The organism is Simplicispira sp. 125, from assembly GCF_003096555.1.
GTDB lineage: Bacteria > Pseudomonadota > Gammaproteobacteria > Burkholderiales > Burkholderiaceae_C > Simplicispira.
The window spans coordinates 423251-443474 of sequence record NZ_QEKM01000001.1; the positions used below are offsets into that span (position 1 = coordinate 423251).

The following is a 20224-nucleotide window of genomic DNA, read 5'->3' on the forward strand; positions in this document are numbered from 1 at the left end:
GGGTCTTTGTTTTTTTGATTCCAGGAGTTTGCAGTCATGACGTATTCCCCCGAGGCCCACGGCGCGCCCAGCGCAGCCCTGAACTTTTCGCACTCCTTGCGTCCCCGTCCCGCGGCATGGGCCGCAATGCTGTTGTTTGCGGGCGCGGGCGTTCAGGCCCAGGGCGTCAGCCCGACGGGTGCGGGTGCCCAGGAAGCACCATCCCAGCAGGTGGCGCAGGCCGCTGCGGCCCTGCCTGCGGTCACCGTCACGGCCACGCTGACCGAGCAGGACGCGCGCACCGCGCCCGCCAGCGTCACCGTGATCGATCGCGAGGAGCTGGCTGCGCGCAATGCGTCCGATCTGCTCGACGCCGTGCGCGGCGCCCCCGGCCTCACGCTCTCGCCGCGCCAGGTGGGCGGGCGCAAGACGCTGGCGTTGCGGGGGCTGGAAGGCAAGCACACGCTCACTCTCATCGACGGGCGGCGCATCAGCGCCACGGACGATGTGGTGGGCCATTCCGACTACCAATACGGCTGGCTGCCCATGTCGGCGGTCGAGCGCATCGAGATCATCCGGGGGCCTATGTCGGCGCTGTATGGCTCCGAGGCGCTGGGCGGTGTCATCAACCTCATTACCCGCCAGCCCAAGGACCGCTGGATCGGCTCGGTGGGCGTCTCGGCCAGCGCCCCTACCCGCTCCAGCGAAGGCGAACCCACGGGCGCCACCTCGGTGTTTGCCGCAGGGCCCGTGGGCGAACGCCTGAGCCTGCGCGTGAACGCCGAGCTGGCGCACAGCGCCCCCGTGGCCGATCGACAGAGCCCGCTGCTGTCGGAAATCGAAGGCAGCCACGCCAAGAACGGTGGCCTGGCTGCCCGCTATGCGCTGACGCCGGAACAAACCCTGGAGGCGGGGTGGAGTGGCGGCAAAGAGCAGCGTGTGTACGACACCAGCTCTACCTCCAAGGGGGTGTACCGCAGCACCTACGACATCGATCGTTCGCAGGCCCATGTCGGCTGGGAGGGCCAGTTTGACAACTGGCGCGGCAAGCTGCGCGCCTACCGCAGCGAGATCGACATTGCCAACCGCGCCAGCAACGGCGCTACGCCCACGCGCCCGCAGAACATGGTGGACGACGTGCTGGACGGCCATGCCAGCTTTGCCCTGGGCGCGCACCAGATCACCGTGGGCGGCGAATGGCGCCGCGAGACGCTGGAGAACGCCGGCCTGAAAAACGGTGTGGACGACGCGGCGCACAAGGCCCTGTTTGCGCAAGATGAAATCGCCCTGACCGACACGCTGATGCTCACCGCCGGTCTGCGTGCCGACCACCACGCACTGTTTGGCAGCGAAGTCAGCCCGCGCGCCTACCTGGTGTGGGAGCCCACCCCGGCGCTGGTGGTCAAGGGCGGTTTTGGTCACGCCTTCAAGGCGCCCACGCTCAAGCAGATCTCGCCCAACTACGTGGGGGCCGAAGGACCACACACCTTTGCAGGCAACGGCGACATCCAGCCCGAGTCGTCCAACTCGTTTGAAGTGGGTGCCGACTGGCAGGTTGCGCCCGCCTGGTCGCTGCGCGCCACGGTGTTCAACACCGAGGTCAAAGACCTCATCACCTACCGCCTGCTGCGCCAGGAGGGCGTGCGGCGCTTCTACCAATACGACAACGTGGACGCCGCGCGCATCCAGGGGCTGGAGGCGGGCATGACCTGGGACATGACGCGCCAGCTTGCCTGGAGCAACGACCTGACGCTGCTGCACACGCGCGACAAAAGCACCGGCAAGAAGCTGGCCGACCGGCCATCGAGCAGCCTGACCTCGCGCCTGGAATGGAAAGGCGCCGAGGGCTGGAGCGCCCGCCTCACCGGCGAATTCACCGGCAGCCAGACCGGCACCGACGGCGCGGCGCTGCCCTCGTACGCACTGTGGAGCGCCAGCGTGGGCAAGCAGTTTGCGCTGGACGCCCACCGCAAGCTGGTGCTGCGCGCCGGGCTGGAAAACATTGGCAACGTGAACCTGGCCGAGAAGTCGGAGAGCTTTGGCTATGCCGAGCGCGCGCGCCGTGTGTTCGTGACCGCAAGGGTTGATTTCTGACAACAAGGACTCTTTGAACCTCCCCTGGCCCCCTCTCTGGTGGGGAAGTGTGGGCCAGGGGCCGGTTGTATCAATATTCAAATACTACTATTTTGATAGCTGTTACCGCTTGATAGATAAGCGATAGAGGCCAATTTGACTCATAAAACTATTGCAAACACCATCGCCTGCGTGCGGCGCTGGCTGGCCCTGTGCCTGCTGGTGCTGGCGCCCTTTGGCGCTGCGCAGGCGGCGCAGGTGTTGTTCATCGCCACGTCCAACGTGCCCGCAGGCAAGTTCCGCCAGTTGGCCGACATCGCACGGCCCCACGGCATCGAGCTGCAGGTGCGCTACCTGGAAAGGCTGCCCGCCGAGACCGACGAAGGCCTGTTCAAGGGCTTCGACGCGGTGTTTATCGACAGCTATTTGCAGGATGTGGTGCAAGACCGGTTGGCGCATGCGCTACCGGGCCTGCGTGCGCCCCACGCCTGGCTGTACGACGCCAAACCCGCCTGGGGCGGCGGCTTGCCCGAGCCCGTGGCGCGGCGGCTCATCACCTACTACAGCAATGGCGGCAAGCAGAACTTCGAGGGCTTCTTCGCCACACTGGCCGCGCAGCTGCAGGGGCGCCAGGCCCAGGGCGTGCCCGAGCCCGTGGTGTTCCCCAAAACCGCCGTCTACCACCCGCGTGCGCCGGGCCTGGTCATGGCAGACCCTGTGGCGTGGCTGCGCTCGCAAGGCGTCGATCCAGCCGCCACCAACCGCCGCCCTGTGGTGGCGCTGGCGCTGCACCAGCAGTACATCGCCGCCATGCAGACCGCCTTCATCGACGACCTGATTGCGCGCATCGAAGCCGGCGGCGCCGTGGCGCTGCCGTTCTACAGCCCCATGCTGGAGGCGGGCGCGCTGGAGCAGATGCTCAAGCCGTCGGGCACGCGGCTGGCCGACGTGCTCATCAACACGCAAATCATGCTGAACGCCGAGGAGCGCCGCGCCGAGTTCGAGCGGCTGGGCATCCCCGTGTTGCAGGCCATGCCGTACCGGCGCGGCGACGAGGCCGCCTGGGCCGCCAACCCGCAGGGCGTGGCGCTGATGGATGTGCCGTTTTACCTGGCGCAGGCCGAATACGCGGGCGTCACCGACATCCAGGTGGCGGCCGCCACCCGTGCTTCGGATGAGCAGATCGTGCCGATTGCCGCGCAGGCCGACGCCGTGGTGGGCAAGGCGCTCAACCTGGCTAGCTTGCAGCGCAAGCAGAACGCCGACAAGCGCCTGTCCATCTTCTTCTGGAACTACCCACCGGGCGAGAAGAACCTGTCTGCCTCGTTTTTGAACGTGCCGCGCAGCCTGCACACCACGCTGGCCGCGCTGCAGGCAGCGGGCTACGACACCGAGTCGCCTGCCGAGCCCCTGTTGATCGGCAATTTGCAGCGCCTGCTGGCTCCGGCCTACCGCCAAGGCGAGTTGGAGCCCCTGCTGCGCGATGGCCTGGCCGCCACCCTGCCCGTGGCGCAGTACCGCCAGTGGCTGGCCACGCTGCCTGCGGCCACGCAAGAAGCCCTGCGCGAGCGCTGGGGCGCGCCCGAAGCGTCGAGCATGGTGCTGCGGCGCGGCGGCGAAGCCGTGTTCGTGGTGCCGCGCCTGATGCTGGGCAAGGTCGCCATCCTGCCGCAGCCGCCGCGCGGCGAGCAATGGGACGACAAGGAAAAGGCGCTGTACCACTCGCCCAGCGCCCTGCCATCGCACTACTACCTGGCCGCCTACCTGTGGGCGCGCGAGCAGCACAAAAGCGACGCATTGGTGCACTTTGGCACCCACGGCAGCCAGGAATGGCTGCCCGGCAAGGAGCGTGGCCTGTCGGTGTTCGACCCCGGCATGCTCGCCGTGGGCAACGTGCCGGTGGCCTACCCGTACATTGCCGACAACATCGGCGAGGCCCAGCAGGCCAAGCGCCGGGGCCGCGCGGTCATCGTCAGCCACCAGACGCCGCCGTTCAAACCGGCAGGCCTGCACCAGGCGCTGACCCACATGCACGACCTGCTGCACGCCTGGCTGGCGCAGGACGACGGCGTGGTCAAGGAAAAAATCAAGGCCGACCTGCTGGCCGCCGTGCAAAAAGAGCACATCGACCGCGACATGGGCTGGACGCCCGAACGCACGCGCAGCGCGTTCCCGGCCTTTGTGGACCTGCTGCACAACCACCTGCACGAACTGGCCGAAACCGCCCAGCCGCTGGGCCTGCACACCCTGGGCCGTGCGCCCGAGGAGCAGCACCGCCTGGCCACCGTGCTGCTGATGCTGGGGCGCCCGTTCTGGGAGGCTGCGGCACTGCACGCCGGAGCACCGGCTGCCGATGTGGACGAGGCGCTGATTGGCGACTACAGCCGCTTGGCGCAAACGGCGCCCTACCAGTTGCTACAGCGCCATGTGATCGAGGGCCAGAGCTTTGAGACCCTGCCAGCGGCGTTGCAAACCGGCATCGCCAAGGCCCGCACCGCCTACGCCCACATTGGCGCCGACCAGGAGCTGCCTGCCTTGCTGCAGGTGCTGGCCGGGCGCCACCTGCCCACGTCGTATGGCGGCGACCCCATCAAGAACCCCGACGCCTACCCCACAGGGCGCAACCTGTACGGTTTTGACCCCTCGCGCGTGCCCACGCCCCAGGCCTGGGCGGCCGGCAAGGACGCTGCCGAGCAACTGATCGCTGAGCACCAACGCCTGACCGGCAAGGCGCCAACGAAGCTGGCCGTGTCGCTGTGGTCGGTGGAGACCATGCGCCACCAGGGTTTGCTCGAAGCACAGGCGCTGTGGCTGCTGGGCGTGGAACCGGTGTGGGACGACGGCGGGCGCGTGACGGGCGTGAAGCTGGTGCCGCGCAACGTGCTCGGGCGCGAGCGGGTGGACGTGGTGCTGTCGGCCACCGGCCTGTACCGCGACCATTTCCCTAATGCCATGAAGCAGCTGGCCCGTGCCGTGCAACTGGCTGCGCAGGCCGAGGGGCCGGGCGAAGAGGCCAACCCCGTGGCGGCGCACACGCGCGGCATGGCCGCCAAGCTGCGCGCCCAGGGCATGGGCGAGCAGGCCGCGCTGGCGGCGGCGCAAACGCGCATCTTCTCGTCCGAATCGGGCAACTACGGCACGGGCCTGGACAACGCCACGCTGGCCACCGACAGCTGGCAGGGCAAGAAAGAGGGCGACCGCAAGCTCGCGCAGCTGTACCTCTCGCGCATGCAGTACGCCTATGGACCGGACGAATCCACCTGGGGCAGCCTGCCCACCGCGGCCCAGGAGGGGAAAAGCGGTAAAGGCGGCCAAGGCGGTCAAGCGCTCAACCTGTATGCCGAGCACCTGCGCGGCACCGAGGGCGCGGTGCTCTCGCGCAGCTCCAATCTCTATGGCATGTTGACCACCGACGACCCGTTCCAGTACCTGGGCGGCATTGCGCTGGCCGTGCGGCACCTGGACGGCAAGGCGCCGCAGCTCTACATCAGCAACCTGCGCGGGGCAGGAAGTGGCAAGGTCGAAGGCGCGGCGCAGTTCCTGGCCAAAGAGCTGGCCACGCGCCAGTTCCACCCCGGCTACATCAAAGGTCTGATGGCCGAGGGCTACGCGGGCACGCTGCAGGTGCTGGATGCCACCAACAACTTCTGGGGCTGGACAGCGGTGGCGCGCGAGATCGTGCGCGACGACCAGTGGCAGGAGATGGCCGACGTGTACGTGCGCGACAAGCATCAACTGGGCCTCAGGCGCTGGTTCGAGGCGCACAACCCGCATGCGCTGGCGCAGACCATGGAGCGCATGCTCGAAGCCGCCCGCCAGGGCTACTGGAAGGCCGACCCGAAAACCGTGGCCGAGCTGAAAGCGCGCTGGCGCGACCTGGCGGAGCGCTTTGATGTGCGCACCGATAACGCACGCTTTCAAGCGTATGTAGGCAAAGCGCCTGCGGCCCACAACCCGGCGGCGCCCGCTGCACCGGGGTTCGGCCTCGATGCCCCGTTGGCGCAGGCTGCACCGCCTGCCGTCGCACAGGCCGCTGCGCCAGCGCCGCCGCCCGCCGAGCCATCGCAGTCCACCACACCGCCGCAATCCGCCGAGCCCCCCGCGGCAGAGCCCCCGGTGGTCAGCGGCCTCTTGATGGCGCCCGTGCCGCAAGCCCAGCCGGTCAGCGTGGGCCCCACGCAGGCTGCGCTGCTGGCGCTGATGTTGGCGGGCATCACCGGCGCCGGTGCCATGCGGCAGGCGCGCCGCAGCAGCGTGGTGCGCCCCCACCGAATCCCTTCACTTTCTGGAGTTTTCCAATGAGCAATCCCATTGAATCGATGATGTATGGCGTCAGCCAGTTCTTCCTGTTCCCCGTGCTGCTGGCCATTGCCGCGCTGTTCGTGCATGCCTTCTACGCGGCAGGCGCCTTTGCCTGGCAGGCCTGGCAGCGCCGCAGCGGCAAAGCCGCAGGTTTTGAAATGCTGGCCGCACGCCGCGCCAACCCCGCCATCACCGTGCTCGACCTGGAAGTGCTGGCAGCAGAGCGGCTCGAATTTGCCCGCATCGCCACCCGCGTGGCGCCCATGCTGGGCCTGGTGGCCACCATGATCCCCATGGGCCCGGCGCTGATGGCACTGGCCGATGGCAATCTGGCCGATGTGTCGCGCAGCCTGATGGTGGCGTTCTCCGCCGTGATTTTGGCGCTGCTGGCCGCCGCCATCAGCTACAGCGTGGTCAACGTGCGCAAGCGCTGGTACGCCACCGACCTGGCCGCCATTGAGCAAGGCGTGGCTCCGCTGGAGTCGCCCGCACAAGACATGCTGGGCCACCTGGTGAGTGAGGTGCCCGCATGAAGCTGCGTTTGATGGACGACATGGAGGCCGACGACCCCATCCAGTCGGTGGTGAACCTGATCGACGTGTTCCTGGTCATCATCGCTGCGCTGCTGCTGGCGGTGGCCAACAACCCGGTGAACCCGTTCAGCACCGAATCGGTCACCGTCATCAAGAACCCCGGCAAGCCCAACATGGAAGTCGTGATCAAGGACGGCCAGAAGATCGAGCGCTACAAGGCCAGCGGCGAGATTGGCGAAGGCCAGGGCAACAAGGCGGGCGTGGCCTATCGCCTCAAAGATGGCTCCATGGTGTATGTGCCCGAAGCAGGTGCAGAGCAGTCTGCAGCGGCAGGGGTGGTGCAGTAATGCTGCGGCTGCTGGCGCGTGTTTTGCGGGGGCTGCCCGGCTACTTGTGGAGCGGCTGGGGTGCGTGCGCCAGCCTGTTTTTGCTGCTGGCCGCCTGGGAGGCGGTGGCTGCTTTCTACGACCCACTCATCCTGCCCGACCCGCTCACCGCCTTTGCCGCGCTGTGGGGCCTGGTAGAGCAGGGCAGTGCCTGGCCCGCGCTGGCCGCCACCGCACGGCGTGCACTCATGGGGCTGGCGCTGGCCGTTGCGGTGGGCAGCCTGTTGGGGCTGGCCGCAGGCCTGTCGGTCACCGCGTCCGTCCTTTCGCGCCCGTTGGTCACGGTGCTGCTGGGTACGCCGCCCATCGCCTGGCTGGTGCTGGCCATGCTGTGGTTCGGCATGAGCGACGGCACGCCCGTGTTCACCGTGTTCATCGCCTGCTTTCCGGTGGTGTTTGCCAGTGCCCTGCAGGGCACGCGCACGCTGGATTTGCAGCTGCGCGACATGGCGCGTGCCTACCGCCTGCCGCGCTGGATGGCGCTGCGCGAGGTGTATGGCCCGCATGTGCTGTCGTACCTGTTCCCGGCCTGGGTGACGGCGCTGGGCAGCGCCTGGAAAGTGACCGTCATGGCCGAACTGCTGGCCAGCACCGACGGCGTGGGCGCCGCGTTGGCGGCCAGCCGCTCGCAACTGGACACCGCCACCACCCTGGGCTGGATCACCGCCGTGGTGGGCTGCCTGCTGGTGGTCGAGTATGGATTTTTGGAACCGCTCAAGCGCGAAGTCGAGCGCTGGCGGGAGGCACCGCGATGAATCTTGTTTTGAAAGACGTGCGCCACAGCTACGCGCTGACCGAAGTGCTGGGCTGCGTGGGCCTGGCCTTGCCTGCGGGCGGCGTGCTGGCGCTGGTGGGGCCCTCGGGCTGCGGAAAGACCACGCTGCTGCACCTGTGCGCGGGCCTGCTCGACCTGCAGGAGGGTCGGCTGGACAACTCCTTTGTGAACCCCGCGTTGATGTTCCAGCAGCCGCGCCTGCTGCCCTGGCAGACCACGATGGACAACATCGCCCTGGGCCTGCGCGCACGGGGCATGGCCCGTGCCGACGCCCGCGCCAAAGCCCACGCCATGGGCGCCGTGCTGGGGCTGGACGCCGAGGCGCTGGCCGCCTACCCGCACCAGCTTTCGGGCGGCATGCAAAGCCGCGCCGCGTTGGCGCGCGCCCTGGTGCTCGAACCCGATCTACTGCTGATGGACGAGCCCTTCGCCGCGCTGGACATCGGCCTCAAGGCGCAGCTGCACCGCCTGCTGCTGCGCCACCAGGCCGAGATGGGCACGGCGGTGCTGATGATCACGCACGACCTGATGGAGGCCGTCCGCCTGGCCGACACCGTGCTCGTCATGGCCGCAGGGCCGGGCCGCATCGTGCACGGGCACACGCCTGCCGCGCCCGCGCTGGCGCGCAGCGATGCCATGGTCTACCACGACACCGCCGAGCTGCTGCGCGTGCCCGCCGTGCGTGCGGCCTTCGGGCTCGATGCGCTGCTGGACGAAAAAGCCTGTGGCGCCGATGAATTCGCCGAAACCCTGCCACCCCCCGATGCGCGCGTGCTGCCCCTGCCACTGGCGCCGCAGGCGGGCGACGCCACCCCCGCCGCGCGGAGGATGCGATGCGGATGACCGCCCCCGTGATGACCCCGCCCGGCCTGCTGTCGCCCCAGCACCCGGTGTGGATGTGCGCCATGCGCCCCTTCTTTCTGCTCACCATGGGCTCGGCGGTGCTGCTCATCGGCCTGTGGAGCGCCGTGCTGGCGCTGGGCCTGCCGCCGCCGCCCGTGGCAGGCGGCGCGCTGGTGTGGCACGCGCATGAGCTGCTGCTGGGCTTTGGCCTGGCGGCGGTGGCGGGTTTTGTGCTGACTGCGGTGCCCGAATTCACGGCCACCGCCAGTGCCAACCCGCGCACGGCGCGCCAACTGGTGGCGCTGTGGCTGCTGGGCCGCGCGGGCTTTTGGCTCTCAGGCGTGGCCGGGTGGCCCGCACTGGCCGTGGCGGGTGCGGCGCAGCTCGCCTTGCTGGGTACCCTCATCGCCCTGCTGTGGCCCGCCTTGCGCACGCCCGCAGGCCAGCGCCACCACGCCTTTGGCTGGGCGCTGGCAGGCATGGTATTGCTGGTGGCGGGTTTTTACCTTGATGCGCTGCGCGGCGCCTACCCCATGCGCTGGCTGCACGCCTTTCTGGGCCTGCTGATGGTGCTCATCGTCATCGCCATGAGCCGCATCTCCATGCGCATCGTCAACCGCGCCATCGACCAGGCAGGCACCGGCGCCGAGCCGTATCTGGCCCGCCCACCCCGGCGCAACCTGGCCGTGCTGTGCATTGCCTTGTTCACCCTGGCCGAGTTTGTGCACGAAGGCAGCGCTACCTCCGGCTGGCTGGCCTGCGCCAGTGCCGCCGCCCTGTTCAACCTGCTGGGCGACTGGCACGTGGGCCGCCCGCTGCTGCGGCGCTGGCCGCTCATGCTCTACACCGTGTACCTGTGCATGGCGCTGGGCTACGGGCTCATGGGCTGGGCCCTGCTGGCCGGTGGCCCAGGCGTGACGGCGGGGCGCCACCTGCTCACTGTGGGCGCCATGGGCCTGGCCATCTACGCTGTCATCTGCATCGCCGGGCGCGCGCACTGCGGCCTGGCGATGGATGAGCGTGCGTGGGGTGTGTGGGGCGCAGGCCTGATCGCCTTGGCCGCGCTGCTGCGCGCAGGGGCGGCGTGGGCGGGGGACTCTTCAGTGGCCTGGATGGCGCTGGCCGGGCTGTGCTGGGTGGCCGCGTTTGGATTGCTGTGCGTGTTCATCGCGCCGGTGCTGTGGCGGGTGCGGGCGGATGGATTGTGGGGGTGCGAGGGGTAGGGCGGGAGTGGCGTGGTGGTTTGGTGCGGGAGCGATGGGGCGAATTTGATTGGTTTTGACCCACGGCGGTTTTTGATCCTGACGTTTGGTCGGCTGCTTTGCAGCGGTTGCGGCCCGTGGCCACCAACAGGCAAACTCACGCTGACTGGCACCAAGCGGCCGTTGGATCCTGCACCCGGCGCTTGTGCGAACGGCGGCTGTATGAGGTGCTGCGGTCGTAGGTACCCCGATACCTTGGTGAAGCTGTGCCGCCGACCGCTTCCCCGACATCTGGATGGGCGGTACCGACCCGAAGGCGACGGTGAGCATCACTCTCCAAAGGGGTCTGCGATGCGCTACCCAGCGCTCCCACAGCCAGAACTTGCCCTGCGAGCGCCCAGATTTCACCTCTTCGCAAGCTATAGTTTCCCCGCTGCAAGCATGCCGGGTTTCACGGAATTTTTATACTTGGACGTTTACACAGCAAGGCCGCTGCAAACTTAGGCTGCAAGCGACTTCCAGGAGGACGCCGTGTTCAAAATATCCCGCATCGGCCTGTTTATCCCGCAGGTTTTGCGGTCTCAATTACGTCAGTCCCCAGGAGCCAGCCGTGTCTCTTACTCCAGACCTCTCGAAACGCATCGACGCACTGCTTGAGCGCGGCGGGGGCCTTCTCTCCCGGCGCAGGCACGAAAGGGATTACGGCCCGGAATATTGGATGGATGCCGGCCTCATCCCGGACGCGCAAGCGTGGATGACGTCCTCTGCGAACCTGGTGTCGCTGACCACCATTCCGGGGAGCTACTTCCGCGACGAACTCGAGCGAATCACCACGAACAAGGAGCTTGCAGGCTGAGCCCCTTGGGCGCTCGTACAAAAAATGCACGTGCTCCTCTCCTCGCTGAAGGACGAAGCGGAGCATGGCCTGCTTCGGCGACTTGAGGATGTTGTAGTGGCTACCACTTTCGACGACTTCTTGGACCATGCGGAAGCTTTCCACAGGGCGAACAAAGCGCGCGAGGCCGGAGTGCTCGCGGCTATTGTTCTTGAGGACCTTAAGGAGAGGTTCGTCTGATAGCAAGCTGTGTCTGACTTGGCTGATCAACGGTCAGAACTATTAGAAACGTATTGCTCAGAAATGCCAAGAGGCGTATTGTGATTCGTCGGCCTTGACCGGACCGGCTTCCGCAAATGCAGTCATGGAAATCCGAGCGCCGACAGCCGGCCGGACGATCGCATCGACGTCTCATGTTGAAAGGGGAGTTCGTATGACGACTACACACAAAGTTGGCTACCTGATCGGCAGCCTCGCCAAGGCCTCCATCAATCGTCAGCTCGCCAAGGCGCTGGTGAAACTGGCTCCGCCCGCGCTGGTTTTTACGGAGATACCGATCAAGGACCTACCGCTCTACAGCTACGACTACGACGCCGACTATCCACCGGTGGCACGCGCCTTCAAGGAGGCCATCGCCGATGTCGATGCGCTGCTGTTCGTCACGCCGGAATACAACCGTTCGATCCCCGGCGGCCTGAAGAATGCCATCGACTGGGCCAGTCGGCCATGGGGGAAAAACTCCTTCACGCACAAGCCCTGCGCCGTGATTGGCACATCGCCCGGCGCCATTGGCACCGCGGTGGCCCAGCAGAGCCTGCGCAGCGTGCTCGGCTTCTGCAACGCGCCGCAGATGAACGCGCCGGAGGCCTACATCCATTTCACCCCCGGCCTCATCACGGAAGATGGCGACGTCACCAACGCAAGCACGGCGGAGTTTCTGCGCAACTACATGTCGGATTTCCACCAGTTCATCGCGCGCGTCATGGCGGTGCTGCCGCGCGACGCATGACCGCCGATGCCGGTGGCAGTGGCCGATCGGACGCTGCTTCTCAGTAACGCAGCCGTCGAGATAAGCCCAGTTGTCTAGGCGTAATGGAGAACGAGATGAATACCAGCGTTCAACCCAAGGTGGCATACAAGGGCAACGATCGGCTGCTATTCGGCATCATCATGGGCGTCATCGCGTTCTGGCTGTTTGCCCAGACGACGCTCAATATCGCGCCCGACATGGGCCGCGACCTTGGCATGGATGCGAGCATGATGAACGTCGCGGTGGCCATCACCTCGCTGTTTTCGGGCATCTTTATCGTGGTGATGGGCGGCTTGGCCGACCGTGTTGGTCGGCTGAAGATCACTCGCATTGGCTTTTATCTGAGCATCGCCGGCTCGCTGCTGGTGGCCATCACGCCCCAGGGGCGGTTGGCCGCACCTGTCATGCTGCTGGGCCGTGCGCTGCAAGGCCTGTCGGCTGCCTGCATCATGCCGGCCAGTCTGGCGCTGGTGAAGGCGTTTTGGGACGGCCCCGAGCGCCAGCGTGCCATCAGCATGTGGTCGATCGGTTCGTGGGGCGGTTCAGGCCTGTGCGCGCTTTTCGGCGGCTTGATGTCGCAGCACTTCGGCTGGCGCTCGATCTTCTGGGTGGCCATCGCTGTAAGCGTGCTCGGCCTGTGGATGATGCACGGCACGCCCGAGAGCAAGGCCGAAACCACGGGTGAGTACAAGTTTGACCTGACCGGCGTGCTGACTTTCATGGTCACCATGGTAGCGTTGCAGGTGCTGGTGACGCAGGGCAACAATTTGGGCTGGGCCAGCCCGGTGGGCTTGGCGCTGCTGGCGGTAACGGCGGTGTTCGGCTGGCTGTTTTTGCGGATCGAGAACAAGGCGTTGAATGCGTTCTTTGATTTCAGCCTGTTCAAGAACGCGACCTACACCGGTGCGACGATTTCCAACTTCCTGATCAACGGAACGGCCGGCACGCTGATCGTGTCGCTGCAGCTGGTGCAGATCGGCGGCGGCATGAACGCCCAACAGGCGGGCTTTCTGACGCTGGGCTACGCGATTGCCATCATCGCCTTCATTCGCGTGGGCGAGAAGCTGCTACAGCGCTTCGGTCCACGCAAGCCGATGATCTGGGGCTGCCTGATCACGGGACTGGCGATCCTGATGGTGTCGCCCGCCAACCTGCTGCTGTCGGACTACAAGATCCTCGCAAGCGTCGGCTACGCGCTGTTCGGTGTCGGCCTCGCGTTCTACGCCACCCCCTCGACCGATGCGGCGCTCTCGAACCTGCCGGCGGCCCAGACGGGGTCGGGCTCGGGCATCTACAAGATGGCTTCGTCGCTCGGCGCCGCCTTCGGCGTGGGGATCTCCGCCGCCATTTTCACTGCGCTCAGCGGCGACAGCGCGAGCATGAACTGGCTTGAGGGGGTGATCACCTTCAGTGGCCGCCAGGACAACCTGGCCGTGCGGGAGGCTGCCATCGTTGCGCTGGGCTTCAACGTGCTGATGGTCGTGATGGCCATCCTCTCGATCATGCTCACGGTGCCCAAGGGAGCGAAGGCGCAAGCCTGAATCCCCAGCCATCATTTCAAGCGCCGACCATTCCCTCAAGCACGCTTTCTGCCGGACATCTTTCAACCTTGCTTCGTCACTTCTGGAGCTGTCATGAACGTCCTCACCCAAGCTCTCGGCTCCGCCGAACCCGCCCTGATGACTGAACTTGAAGCACTCTACAAAGACCTTCACCGGCATCCCGAGTTGTCGATGCAGGAAGTCCGCACCGCGAAGATCGCCGCCGACGCGATGCAGGGCCTCGGCTACGAGGTGACGCGCAACGTCGGCGTGACCGGCGTGGTCTGCGTGATGAAGAACGGCGTCGGCCCGACCGTGATGCTGCGCGCGGACATGGATGCGCTGCCGATGGCCGAGAACACAGGGCTGCCGTATGCCAGCACCGTGACGGCACGCGATGCGGACGGCGTCGAGGTCGGCGTTGCCCACTCTTGCGGCCACGACATGCACGTGACCTGGATGATCGGCGCCGCGCGCATCCTGTCCACGCATCGCGCCGCCTGGCAGGGCACGTTGATGATCGTGTTCCAGCCAGGCGAGGAAACGGCCGAGGGCGCGAACGCCATGGTGCGCGATTGGGGTGAAGACCGCTTTCCAAAGCCTGACATCATCCTCGGCCAGCATGTGATGGTCGGTGCGGCCGGCACCGTGAACTACCGTCCCGGCGTCACGCTGTCAGCCGGAGACAGCCTGAAAATCAAGCTCTTCGGGCGCGGCTCGCACGGTTCACAGCCGCAAACCTCAATAGATCCGGTCATCATGGCCGCCGCGACCACGCTGCGCCTGCAGACCATCGTCTCGCGGGAGATCGCGCCAACCGAGCCGGCGGTGCTCACGATCGGCTCGCTGCAGGCTGGCACCAAGGAAAACATCATCCCGGACGACGCCATCATCAAGCTGAACATGCGCACCTTCAGCGAGGATACGCGCGAGTACATGCTCAAGTCGATCCACCGCATTTGCTGCGCCGAGTGCGATGCCTCCGGTGCCGAGCGGCCGCCCGAGTTCACCACCATCAACAGCTACCCGCTGACCGAGAACGACCTGGTCGCGACACAAAAGGTGGCGCAGGCGTTCGGCCACCAGTTTGGCAAGAACGCCTCACTGGCGCCCAGCCCAGCGTCGGCCAGCGAAGATTTCAGCATCTTCGGCCGCACTTGGGGCGTGCCCTATGTGTTCTGGTTCGTCGGCAGCACCGACCCAGCGGTGTACGCCAAAGCCCAGCAGGAAAAGACCGTCAACAAGATTCCCAGCAACCACTCGCCGAAGTTCGCGCCGCAGATCCACCCGACGCTCGAGACCGGCTTGCAGGCCATGCTGACCGCCGCTGCCGCGTGGCTGTGCCCCCCGGCGCCACGGCCTGAAACGAACACATGAACGTCCACGAATTGGCGCTTGCCGGCCTGAACGACCACCGCCTGTTCACCACTCTTGATCTGACGGGCACGTTCGCCTTTGCCATCAGCGGTGCCGTCGCTGCCAGAGACCGCGGCCTCGACTGGTTCGGCGTCGTCGCCATAGCGTTCACGGTCGCTTGCGGCGGGGGCGTGCTGCGCGACCTGTGCATCGGCGCTGTGCCGCCGGCCGGGCTGACCGATTGGCGCTACCTCGCCGTTGCCATGGCAGCGGCATCGATGACGATAACCGCAAACACGCTGGTCGTGCGCCTGGCGCACCCGGTGATCCTCTTCGACACCATCGGCCTGGGTCTATTTGCCGTGACCGGCGCGCAGAAGGCCATGATTTTTGGCCATAACGCGGAGGTGGCGGTTCTGCTGGGCATAGTCACTGCTGTGGGCGGCGGCGTGGTGCGTGACGTGCTGCTCAATCGGGTGCCGGTGATCCTTCAGCGTGAGATCTATGCGTCGGCTGCGCTGGTGGGTGCCAGCATCGAGGTGTTTGGCGAGCACCTAGGATGGTTGTCGAGCAGTCGAACCTGGGTTGCTTTAGTGGTGTGCTTTGCGCTTCGTTATCTATCGCTGCACTACAAGTGGAACCTGCCGCACTCTTCCAGACACGACGACAACGGCTCGGAATAGAGCCTGCTAGACAGCAGGGTCGTCGTTTCGTGAGGCAGCAGGTCTCCGTTCCGTCTGACCAATGCGTGCAGCATCGGCCTCGCGGCCGATCCCGACTGCGTAGAGAAGCTGCACCGAGACGTTCTATTTGACATACCCAATGGATACTAAGACGCTGCGCGCTTGAAAATTGTGCCCGAACAGAGAAGTGGGCATTGCAGAACGACCGCTGACTGGCAAGTCAATCGTTGAAATTTAACATCCACAAAGCTGCCACTGGCGAGTACCCGCAACCGCTGCGTAGCAGTCACTCCGGTCGTCTGCGCGAACGGCTGCAACGGGTCGAGAGCGCCAGTTCGTTCCCGGCGTGAGCCGTCGCTCAAAGGACTTGGTCTAACCGGCATCGATCGAGTGACCGGTCTGGAGGGTCAAGCGGTAGCTTGAAGTCTTGCTCGCCGAATGACCGGATGCGGCGCTCGCAAACCGTCAGGCTTCAGTTTCGAATGTCTGGACCCAGCCTGAAGCCGATCTAGTTAAAACAGCAGACGGCTCCACACCGATTGGAGTCGCAGGCGCCAGAAGGGTGAGCGCAAGATTCTAGACCGCTCGTTGGCACGGGGCCTTGACAATGACCACATGATGAAACAACCGAAAACTGTCCACCAACTAGAACGTGTGAAGCAGATCAACGAGTTCCTGGACGTGGCCTACAAGGACTACGTAGCAGCGAGGGTGCTTCTGTTGGCGGACCTCCTGCCGCAGGGAGCGGTGCTGGCCAGCACCGCCATCGAGAAGTACATCAAGGCCATCCTGGCCTTCCGCGGCAATGTTTCCCATGGACACCTGAAAGCGGCGCAGTTCAACGCCCTGAAGAACTTCGATCCACAGCTCGGGCAGCAGATCAACGCCCAGTTCATCGACCTGCTGCACAAGAGCTACCGCCTACGGTACCTGGACGACCTGGCTCCGGGTTTCAACCTGGTGATCGCGGACCGGGAGTTCCTGGCCGAACTGGACTGGACGGCGATGACCATCCATGCGCGGTTCCACCAAACCGTGAACGGGCAGACCGTGGAATCGACCTTGACGCGGCATATGGCGGCGAAGGACCAACGCCTGCTGGACCTCAACCATGTGGCAGCCGGCATCGCCAAGCAAGACTTCATTGCCATGGTTCCGCAGCGCGTCTATGCGATTCGGCGCTTCGCGGATGGAACCCATATGGAATCCAGCTTCACGATCACGCCACGCCCAAGCGATGGGGCATTCATGCGACCGGGCAACGTCCCCAACGGAGATGGCCGCGGCGTCTTCCTTGGCTTCACAGGCGTCGAACCGTCGCCGGTCGAGCCGCCCGCGCCCGCTGGCGCGCCCCCGTGATCGCGGGCAGCAGTCACTGGTAGGGACGGATGACCAGCTCGTACGTCGTGGGTTTCATAGCGGCGACTCGCACGGTGATCTGCTTGGTTCGGGAAGCATTGAGCCCTGCCACGATGCGCGCCAGGGCCTCCCGCTCCGGCCCGGGCATCTTTGCGCCGCAGATGACGGACAGCAGCCGTCCCGGGAAATCGTGCCGGCCCGCAGTGCTTTCGAGTACTCGCCATTCGCGTTCGTAGCGCCAGCCGCTGTACTTCATGAAAAAGCGGTTCGGCGGCACTGCCAGTACCGGATCGGGGTCAGGATCGCGCAGCCGGGAATACACCACCGGCAGCGCATCGGTTCCGAGTTTGTTGGTCGCGGTGCGTTCGAATTCCAGGCAGATGCCCGCATGCTGCGCACCGTAGTGGGACCACATCAGGATGCTTTTGGGCGTGGCACTCAGGGAGAGCACGCCGAAGGTGTTGATGGATGACTGCAGCGCACCGTGGCCATCGACGAACTTCTGCGCCAGAGCGATGTCCTTTGCGCTGGCTCCGCTCAGGACCCTGTCGTGCAGACCACGGATCAACCGCGCGATCTCGGCACTCTCGCCTTTACGTGGCCTCGCCGCCGTGGCGCGTTGCTTGGTTGCGCGGCCCTGGAGTCGCTCCAAGTGAACAACTGCGTGGTTGGGGATCATGCAGTCGAAAGGGTCGTTGAACGTGCTAGGGTTGGCGAACCAGAGTTTCTCTGTGGCGAGCGCTGCTATCGCGCGCGCGTTTAAGGCCGTGTACTTGTAGAGACGAGTGACGGCGGGATGGTGCATGACTGCCGATTATCCTGACTAGCAGAACCACGCTTTGATCGAAGTGGCGTCTCACTTCCAACGCCAGCGGAACGCCGGGCCATGCGCCATGGTGGCTGCACTATCTGAACTCAAAAAGCTAGCACGGGACGGCTGGACGTCGCGATACGATCAACGTCATACGTCTTGACGGATCAGACTTCTTGCGGACGAACGCTTCGAGGTGCCCAGTTAAATGCCCCATATGTCCCTTCAGATTGCGGAGCGCTCGGTCATTGCTTTGCCCACAGCTGTCTTTGATGCACCAGCGACTGCATCTGGCCGAGCGACCGATTTGGTTCCCACAGCGGGATACTAACTATTGAAATTACGTTTGAAGGCTTTCGGACACAGCGGTCGTTGGGCCTCAAAACTCTACCGGCCGCATCCAGCCTGAAGCCGCCACGCCGGAGGTCTGTTCTGCAGCGAGTGCAGCCGGCGGTTGCCGGCAGGCGTACTCACGCAGCCGGGCATTGAGCAGTCGTTAGACGCGGCGGCAAACGCTTGTCCGAACGGCGGTTCTTCGAGGTAATGCGGCCATAGAACTAGTCAGCCCACTCCAACTTCGCCCATTTGAGCAAGGCATCTTCCCTGGCCGCCACGGCCTTAGTCGACCATTTGCCTGCACCGATGGCATCAGCGACCTCCTGAGCGATGAGCAGGCCAGTTTTTCTATAGTCGTCAGCCTTGTCCGCTGGCTCCTTATCCTGCAAGCTGGAGTTCAATCGAGGTGGCAAGAGCACCAGATTTCCAAGGCGGTGCTTCGATTTCTCCGGAGCCTTGCTCTGGGCCCAAATGTGTTCGATGGAGTCCGAAACACTTGCCATCCAAATGCGCTCCCACTGCTCATTACTGAATTTCTGACGATTCTTTGCTGACAGGTGCTCCTCATATCGGTACATGAAGTACCTCAACTCCTCACCCCAATCTTCGTAGCAGTTCCTCGCTTGCATTGCATCAACCGCATCCGAGATCGAGAAGTCACTGCCGATCTCCCCTAGTCCTCGACTAATCTCCTTTGGTGCTAGGTCCTCATTGATGATTCGCCATGCTAGGCGAACGTAGTCACCTACCCGTGTACGCGCGTCGTTCGAGAGCATTCCGTATATCCGGAAGGTCACGCGCTCCCATTTCGCAAGTAGCTCGTCACGTTGCTTCGGGCTGAAGTCACTTCGCAAGTGAATGGCCACGGCTAGCAGCCGTGCTTGGGAAATCCTAGTGACTGCGTTGATTCTTGGATTGGCCGCGACGGCATCGCGCGCCGTCACTACCTTTAACAACCAGGCAGAAACGTTTCGAATCCCCTTAGCGTCTGGGGCCTGCTCACGCAGCAGCTCTACTGAACTTTCTTCACCCAACGGTCTGCTAGGAATGTCTGGCGTACGGAGGGTTGCGGCAAATCGTAGGGCCTCCGTGCTCATGCCCTGTCGCAGACCTATGGTCACGTAGATGTCGCGCCACTTTGTATGAAGGTCCTTGATCAGGGTCTTATTCGCGGCGGCCTTCAACTCGAATGCTGCGCCCATCAATATGCTCTTCAATCGGTCGATCCAAGACACATCCAACCCACGACTATTCAGCACTTCGAACACCGTGTAGACCGCGTTCTCCTCGTCGATCTCATGAAGTAGAAAATGGAGCCGATTCTTAAGAAGCGCCAACAGCGACGAAAGGTCCGCCTGACGCCGTCTCCAGCCATCAACGTAAGCCATGCACTCAGATATGGCTTTGAGCAGTTCTTGGTCCGCTAGAGTCTTTGCCGTGTCGACGTCAGGCCTCGTCCCCTCGCGTAGAAACCTCTCAAAGTGGTGACTGCTGTCGTGGTTTGTCTGCAAAAGTAGCAACTCGTCGCCGTCCTGCTTGATCAACAATCCTGCGATCTCATCGGCGAGTCTGGCTTCTACTCCAACGGCCCGATCGAGAGCCAGCTCGATAGCCTTGAACAAGATGATTAGCGTTGTGAGGCGCTGCTGCCCGTCAACTACCTCAAGCACCTGAAACTCATCGGTTCCTAAGACTTGCTTTGCACGCCGGAGGCAGACTGTCGCGGCCATAAAGTGGCCCGCGTCCTTGCCCTTTGCCTGCGTCTTGTCGATGTCACCGAACAGGTCGGTCCGCTGCTTGCTCGTCCAGCTGTAAGCACGTTGATACTCTGGAATGCGGAATAAACGTCCAGCGAGCAGCTTGGATAACGTAAGGTATTGCGGATGAATGGCAATCACTTGAGCCTCCCTTGGCCATCATTTTTTTGCATGTACGAGGTCGCTGATCAATGTCAGAAGACGGATGAGTATCGCCTATGCAACCTTCCATTCGCCGCCTGCCGGTGACGCCGAGATCGAGACTGTTGGCGACCTGCGTCAGTCGGTGACATTCGAGTGGCCGGTGATGGAGGTGCTGCGGTCGAGCAAGATTGCGGTCCTCGAATGACTGCTTCGCGCGGGGGGGCGCTGTTCGCATAGATAGCCCCAATGTCGCAGCTCAGCCTGAACCAGACGTATCCC

General features: G+C 64.6%; 17 protein-coding genes. 15 read left to right on the forward strand and 2 right to left on the reverse strand.

Going from position 1 to position 20224, the window contains the following annotated elements; translation table 11 throughout:
• Window positions 1–36 precede the first annotated feature (36 nt).
• From C8D04_RS02035 to C8D04_RS02100, 14 genes are all read left to right on the forward strand, one after another.
• Window positions 37–2073 carry a TonB-dependent receptor gene (locus C8D04_RS02035; RefSeq protein ID WP_116003373.1) on the forward strand — a complete coding sequence of 679 codons (2037 nt, stop codon included), beginning with the start codon at window positions 37–39 and terminating at the stop codon, window positions 2071–2073.
• 135 nt (window positions 2074–2208) lie between these two features.
• Entirely contained in the window at window positions 2209–6354 is a 4146-nt protein-coding gene (gene cobN, locus C8D04_RS02040; RefSeq protein WP_233521079.1) for a cobaltochelatase subunit CobN, read from the forward strand.
• Window positions 6351–6887: a MotA/TolQ/ExbB proton channel family protein gene (locus C8D04_RS02045; RefSeq protein WP_116003375.1), complete on the forward strand. Its 537-nt coding sequence runs from the start codon at window positions 6351–6353 to the stop codon at window positions 6885–6887. Before cobN ends, C8D04_RS02045 begins: the two co-directional genes overlap by 4 nt.
• A 2-nt stretch (window positions 6888–6889) precedes the next feature.
• Window positions 6890–7234 (forward strand): DUF2149 domain-containing protein, encoded by a 345-nt coding sequence (locus C8D04_RS02050; RefSeq protein WP_199563035.1) that lies wholly within the window; start codon window positions 6890–6892, stop codon window positions 7232–7234.
• Window positions 7234–8028, forward strand: a complete 795-nt coding sequence (locus C8D04_RS02055) for an ABC transporter permease subunit (protein ID WP_116003377.1) — start codon at window positions 7234–7236, stop codon at window positions 8026–8028. Before C8D04_RS02050 ends, C8D04_RS02055 begins: the two co-directional genes overlap by 1 nt.
• Window positions 8025–8891: an ATP-binding cassette domain-containing protein gene (locus C8D04_RS02060; RefSeq protein ID WP_116003378.1), complete on the forward strand. Its 867-nt coding sequence runs from the start codon at window positions 8025–8027 to the stop codon at window positions 8889–8891. Before C8D04_RS02055 ends, C8D04_RS02060 begins: the two co-directional genes overlap by 4 nt.
• Entirely contained in the window at window positions 8888–10114 is a 1227-nt protein-coding gene (locus C8D04_RS02065; protein WP_233521080.1) for an NnrS family protein, read from the forward strand. The genes C8D04_RS02060 and C8D04_RS02065 overlap by 4 nt, the downstream gene beginning before the upstream one ends.
• A 589-nt stretch (window positions 10115–10703) precedes the next feature.
• The gene (locus tag C8D04_RS02070) at window positions 10704–10949 is read left to right on the forward strand and encodes a hypothetical protein (protein WP_116003379.1); all 246 of its coding nucleotides are present in this window, start codon (window positions 10704–10706) and stop codon (window positions 10947–10949) included.
• Window positions 10950–10973: 24 nt separating this feature from the next.
• Entirely contained in the window at window positions 10974–11168 is a 195-nt protein-coding gene (locus C8D04_RS02075) for a hypothetical protein (protein ID WP_116003380.1), read from the forward strand.
• Window positions 11169–11361: 193 nt separating this feature from the next.
• A complete protein-coding gene (locus C8D04_RS02080; RefSeq protein ID WP_116003381.1) occupies window positions 11362–11937 on the forward strand; it encodes an NADPH-dependent FMN reductase in 576 nt (191 codons plus the stop codon).
• A gap of 95 nt (window positions 11938–12032) precedes the next feature.
• Entirely contained in the window at window positions 12033–13499 is a 1467-nt protein-coding gene (locus C8D04_RS02085) for an MFS transporter (protein ID WP_116005961.1), read from the forward strand.
• Between the two features lie 93 nt (window positions 13500–13592).
• The gene (locus tag C8D04_RS02090; protein WP_116003382.1) at window positions 13593–14876 is read left to right on the forward strand and encodes a M20 family metallopeptidase; all 1284 of its coding nucleotides are present in this window, start codon (window positions 13593–13595) and stop codon (window positions 14874–14876) included.
• Window positions 14873–15538, forward strand: a complete 666-nt coding sequence (locus C8D04_RS02095; RefSeq protein ID WP_233521081.1) for a trimeric intracellular cation channel family protein — start codon at window positions 14873–14875, stop codon at window positions 15536–15538. Before C8D04_RS02090 ends, C8D04_RS02095 begins: the two co-directional genes overlap by 4 nt.
• Before the next feature lie 618 nt (window positions 15539–16156).
• Window positions 16157–16897 (forward strand): HEPN domain-containing protein, encoded by a 741-nt coding sequence (locus C8D04_RS02100; RefSeq protein ID WP_207780321.1) that lies wholly within the window; start codon window positions 16157–16159, stop codon window positions 16895–16897.
• A gap of 13 nt (window positions 16898–16910) precedes the next feature.
• Here C8D04_RS02100 and C8D04_RS02105 read toward each other — a convergent pair whose 3' ends face one another.
• Both C8D04_RS02105 and C8D04_RS02110 read right to left on the reverse strand, forming a co-directional pair.
• A complete protein-coding gene (locus tag C8D04_RS02105; protein ID WP_116003384.1) occupies window positions 16911–17702 on the reverse strand; it encodes a DUF2971 domain-containing protein in 792 nt (263 codons plus the stop codon).
• 563 nt (window positions 17703–18265) lie between these two features.
• Entirely contained in the window at window positions 18266–19942 is a 1677-nt protein-coding gene (locus C8D04_RS02110) for a DUF262 domain-containing protein (RefSeq protein ID WP_116003385.1), read from the reverse strand.
• Between the two features lie 64 nt (window positions 19943–20006).
• On the opposite strand from C8D04_RS02110, the gene C8D04_RS18620 reads away from it, so the two are divergent.
• Window positions 20007–20150, forward strand: a complete 144-nt coding sequence (locus C8D04_RS18620; protein ID WP_158550272.1) for a hypothetical protein — start codon at window positions 20007–20009, stop codon at window positions 20148–20150.
• Window positions 20151–20224: the final 74 nt, after the last annotated feature.

Bases quoted from the DNA above. Each gene is read 5' to 3' on its own strand.
- C8D04_RS02035 (WP_116003373.1), top strand. From the start codon at position 37: ATGACGTATTCCCCCGAGGCCCACGGCGCGCCCAGCGCAGCCCTGAAC.
- C8D04_RS02045 (WP_116003375.1), top strand. From the start codon at position 6,351: ATGAGCAATCCCATTGAATCGATGATGTATGGCGTCAGCCAGTTCTTC.
- C8D04_RS02055 (WP_116003377.1), top strand. From the start codon at position 7,234: ATGCTGCGGCTGCTGGCGCGTGTTTTGCGGGGGCTGCCCGGCTACTTG.
- C8D04_RS02060 (WP_116003378.1), top strand. From the start codon at position 8,025: ATGAATCTTGTTTTGAAAGACGTGCGCCACAGCTACGCGCTGACCGAA.
- C8D04_RS02065 (WP_233521080.1), top strand. From the start codon at position 8,888: ATGACCGCCCCCGTGATGACCCCGCCCGGCCTGCTGTCGCCCCAGCAC.
- C8D04_RS02075 (WP_116003380.1), top strand. From the start codon at position 10,974: ATGCACGTGCTCCTCTCCTCGCTGAAGGACGAAGCGGAGCATGGCCTG.
- C8D04_RS02080 (WP_116003381.1), top strand. From the start codon at position 11,362: ATGACGACTACACACAAAGTTGGCTACCTGATCGGCAGCCTCGCCAAG.
- C8D04_RS02085 (WP_116005961.1), top strand. From the start codon at position 12,033: ATGAATACCAGCGTTCAACCCAAGGTGGCATACAAGGGCAACGATCGG.
- C8D04_RS02090 (WP_116003382.1), top strand. From the start codon at position 13,593: ATGAACGTCCTCACCCAAGCTCTCGGCTCCGCCGAACCCGCCCTGATG.
- C8D04_RS02095 (WP_233521081.1), top strand. From the start codon at position 14,873: ATGAACGTCCACGAATTGGCGCTTGCCGGCCTGAACGACCACCGCCTG.
- C8D04_RS02100 (WP_207780321.1), top strand. From the start codon at position 16,157: ATGAAACAACCGAAAACTGTCCACCAACTAGAACGTGTGAAGCAGATC.
- C8D04_RS02105 (WP_116003384.1), bottom strand. From the start codon at position 17,702: ATGCACCATCCCGCCGTCACTCGTCTCTACAAGTACACGGCCTTAAAC.
- C8D04_RS18620 (WP_158550272.1), top strand. From the start codon at position 20,007: ATGAGTATCGCCTATGCAACCTTCCATTCGCCGCCTGCCGGTGACGCC.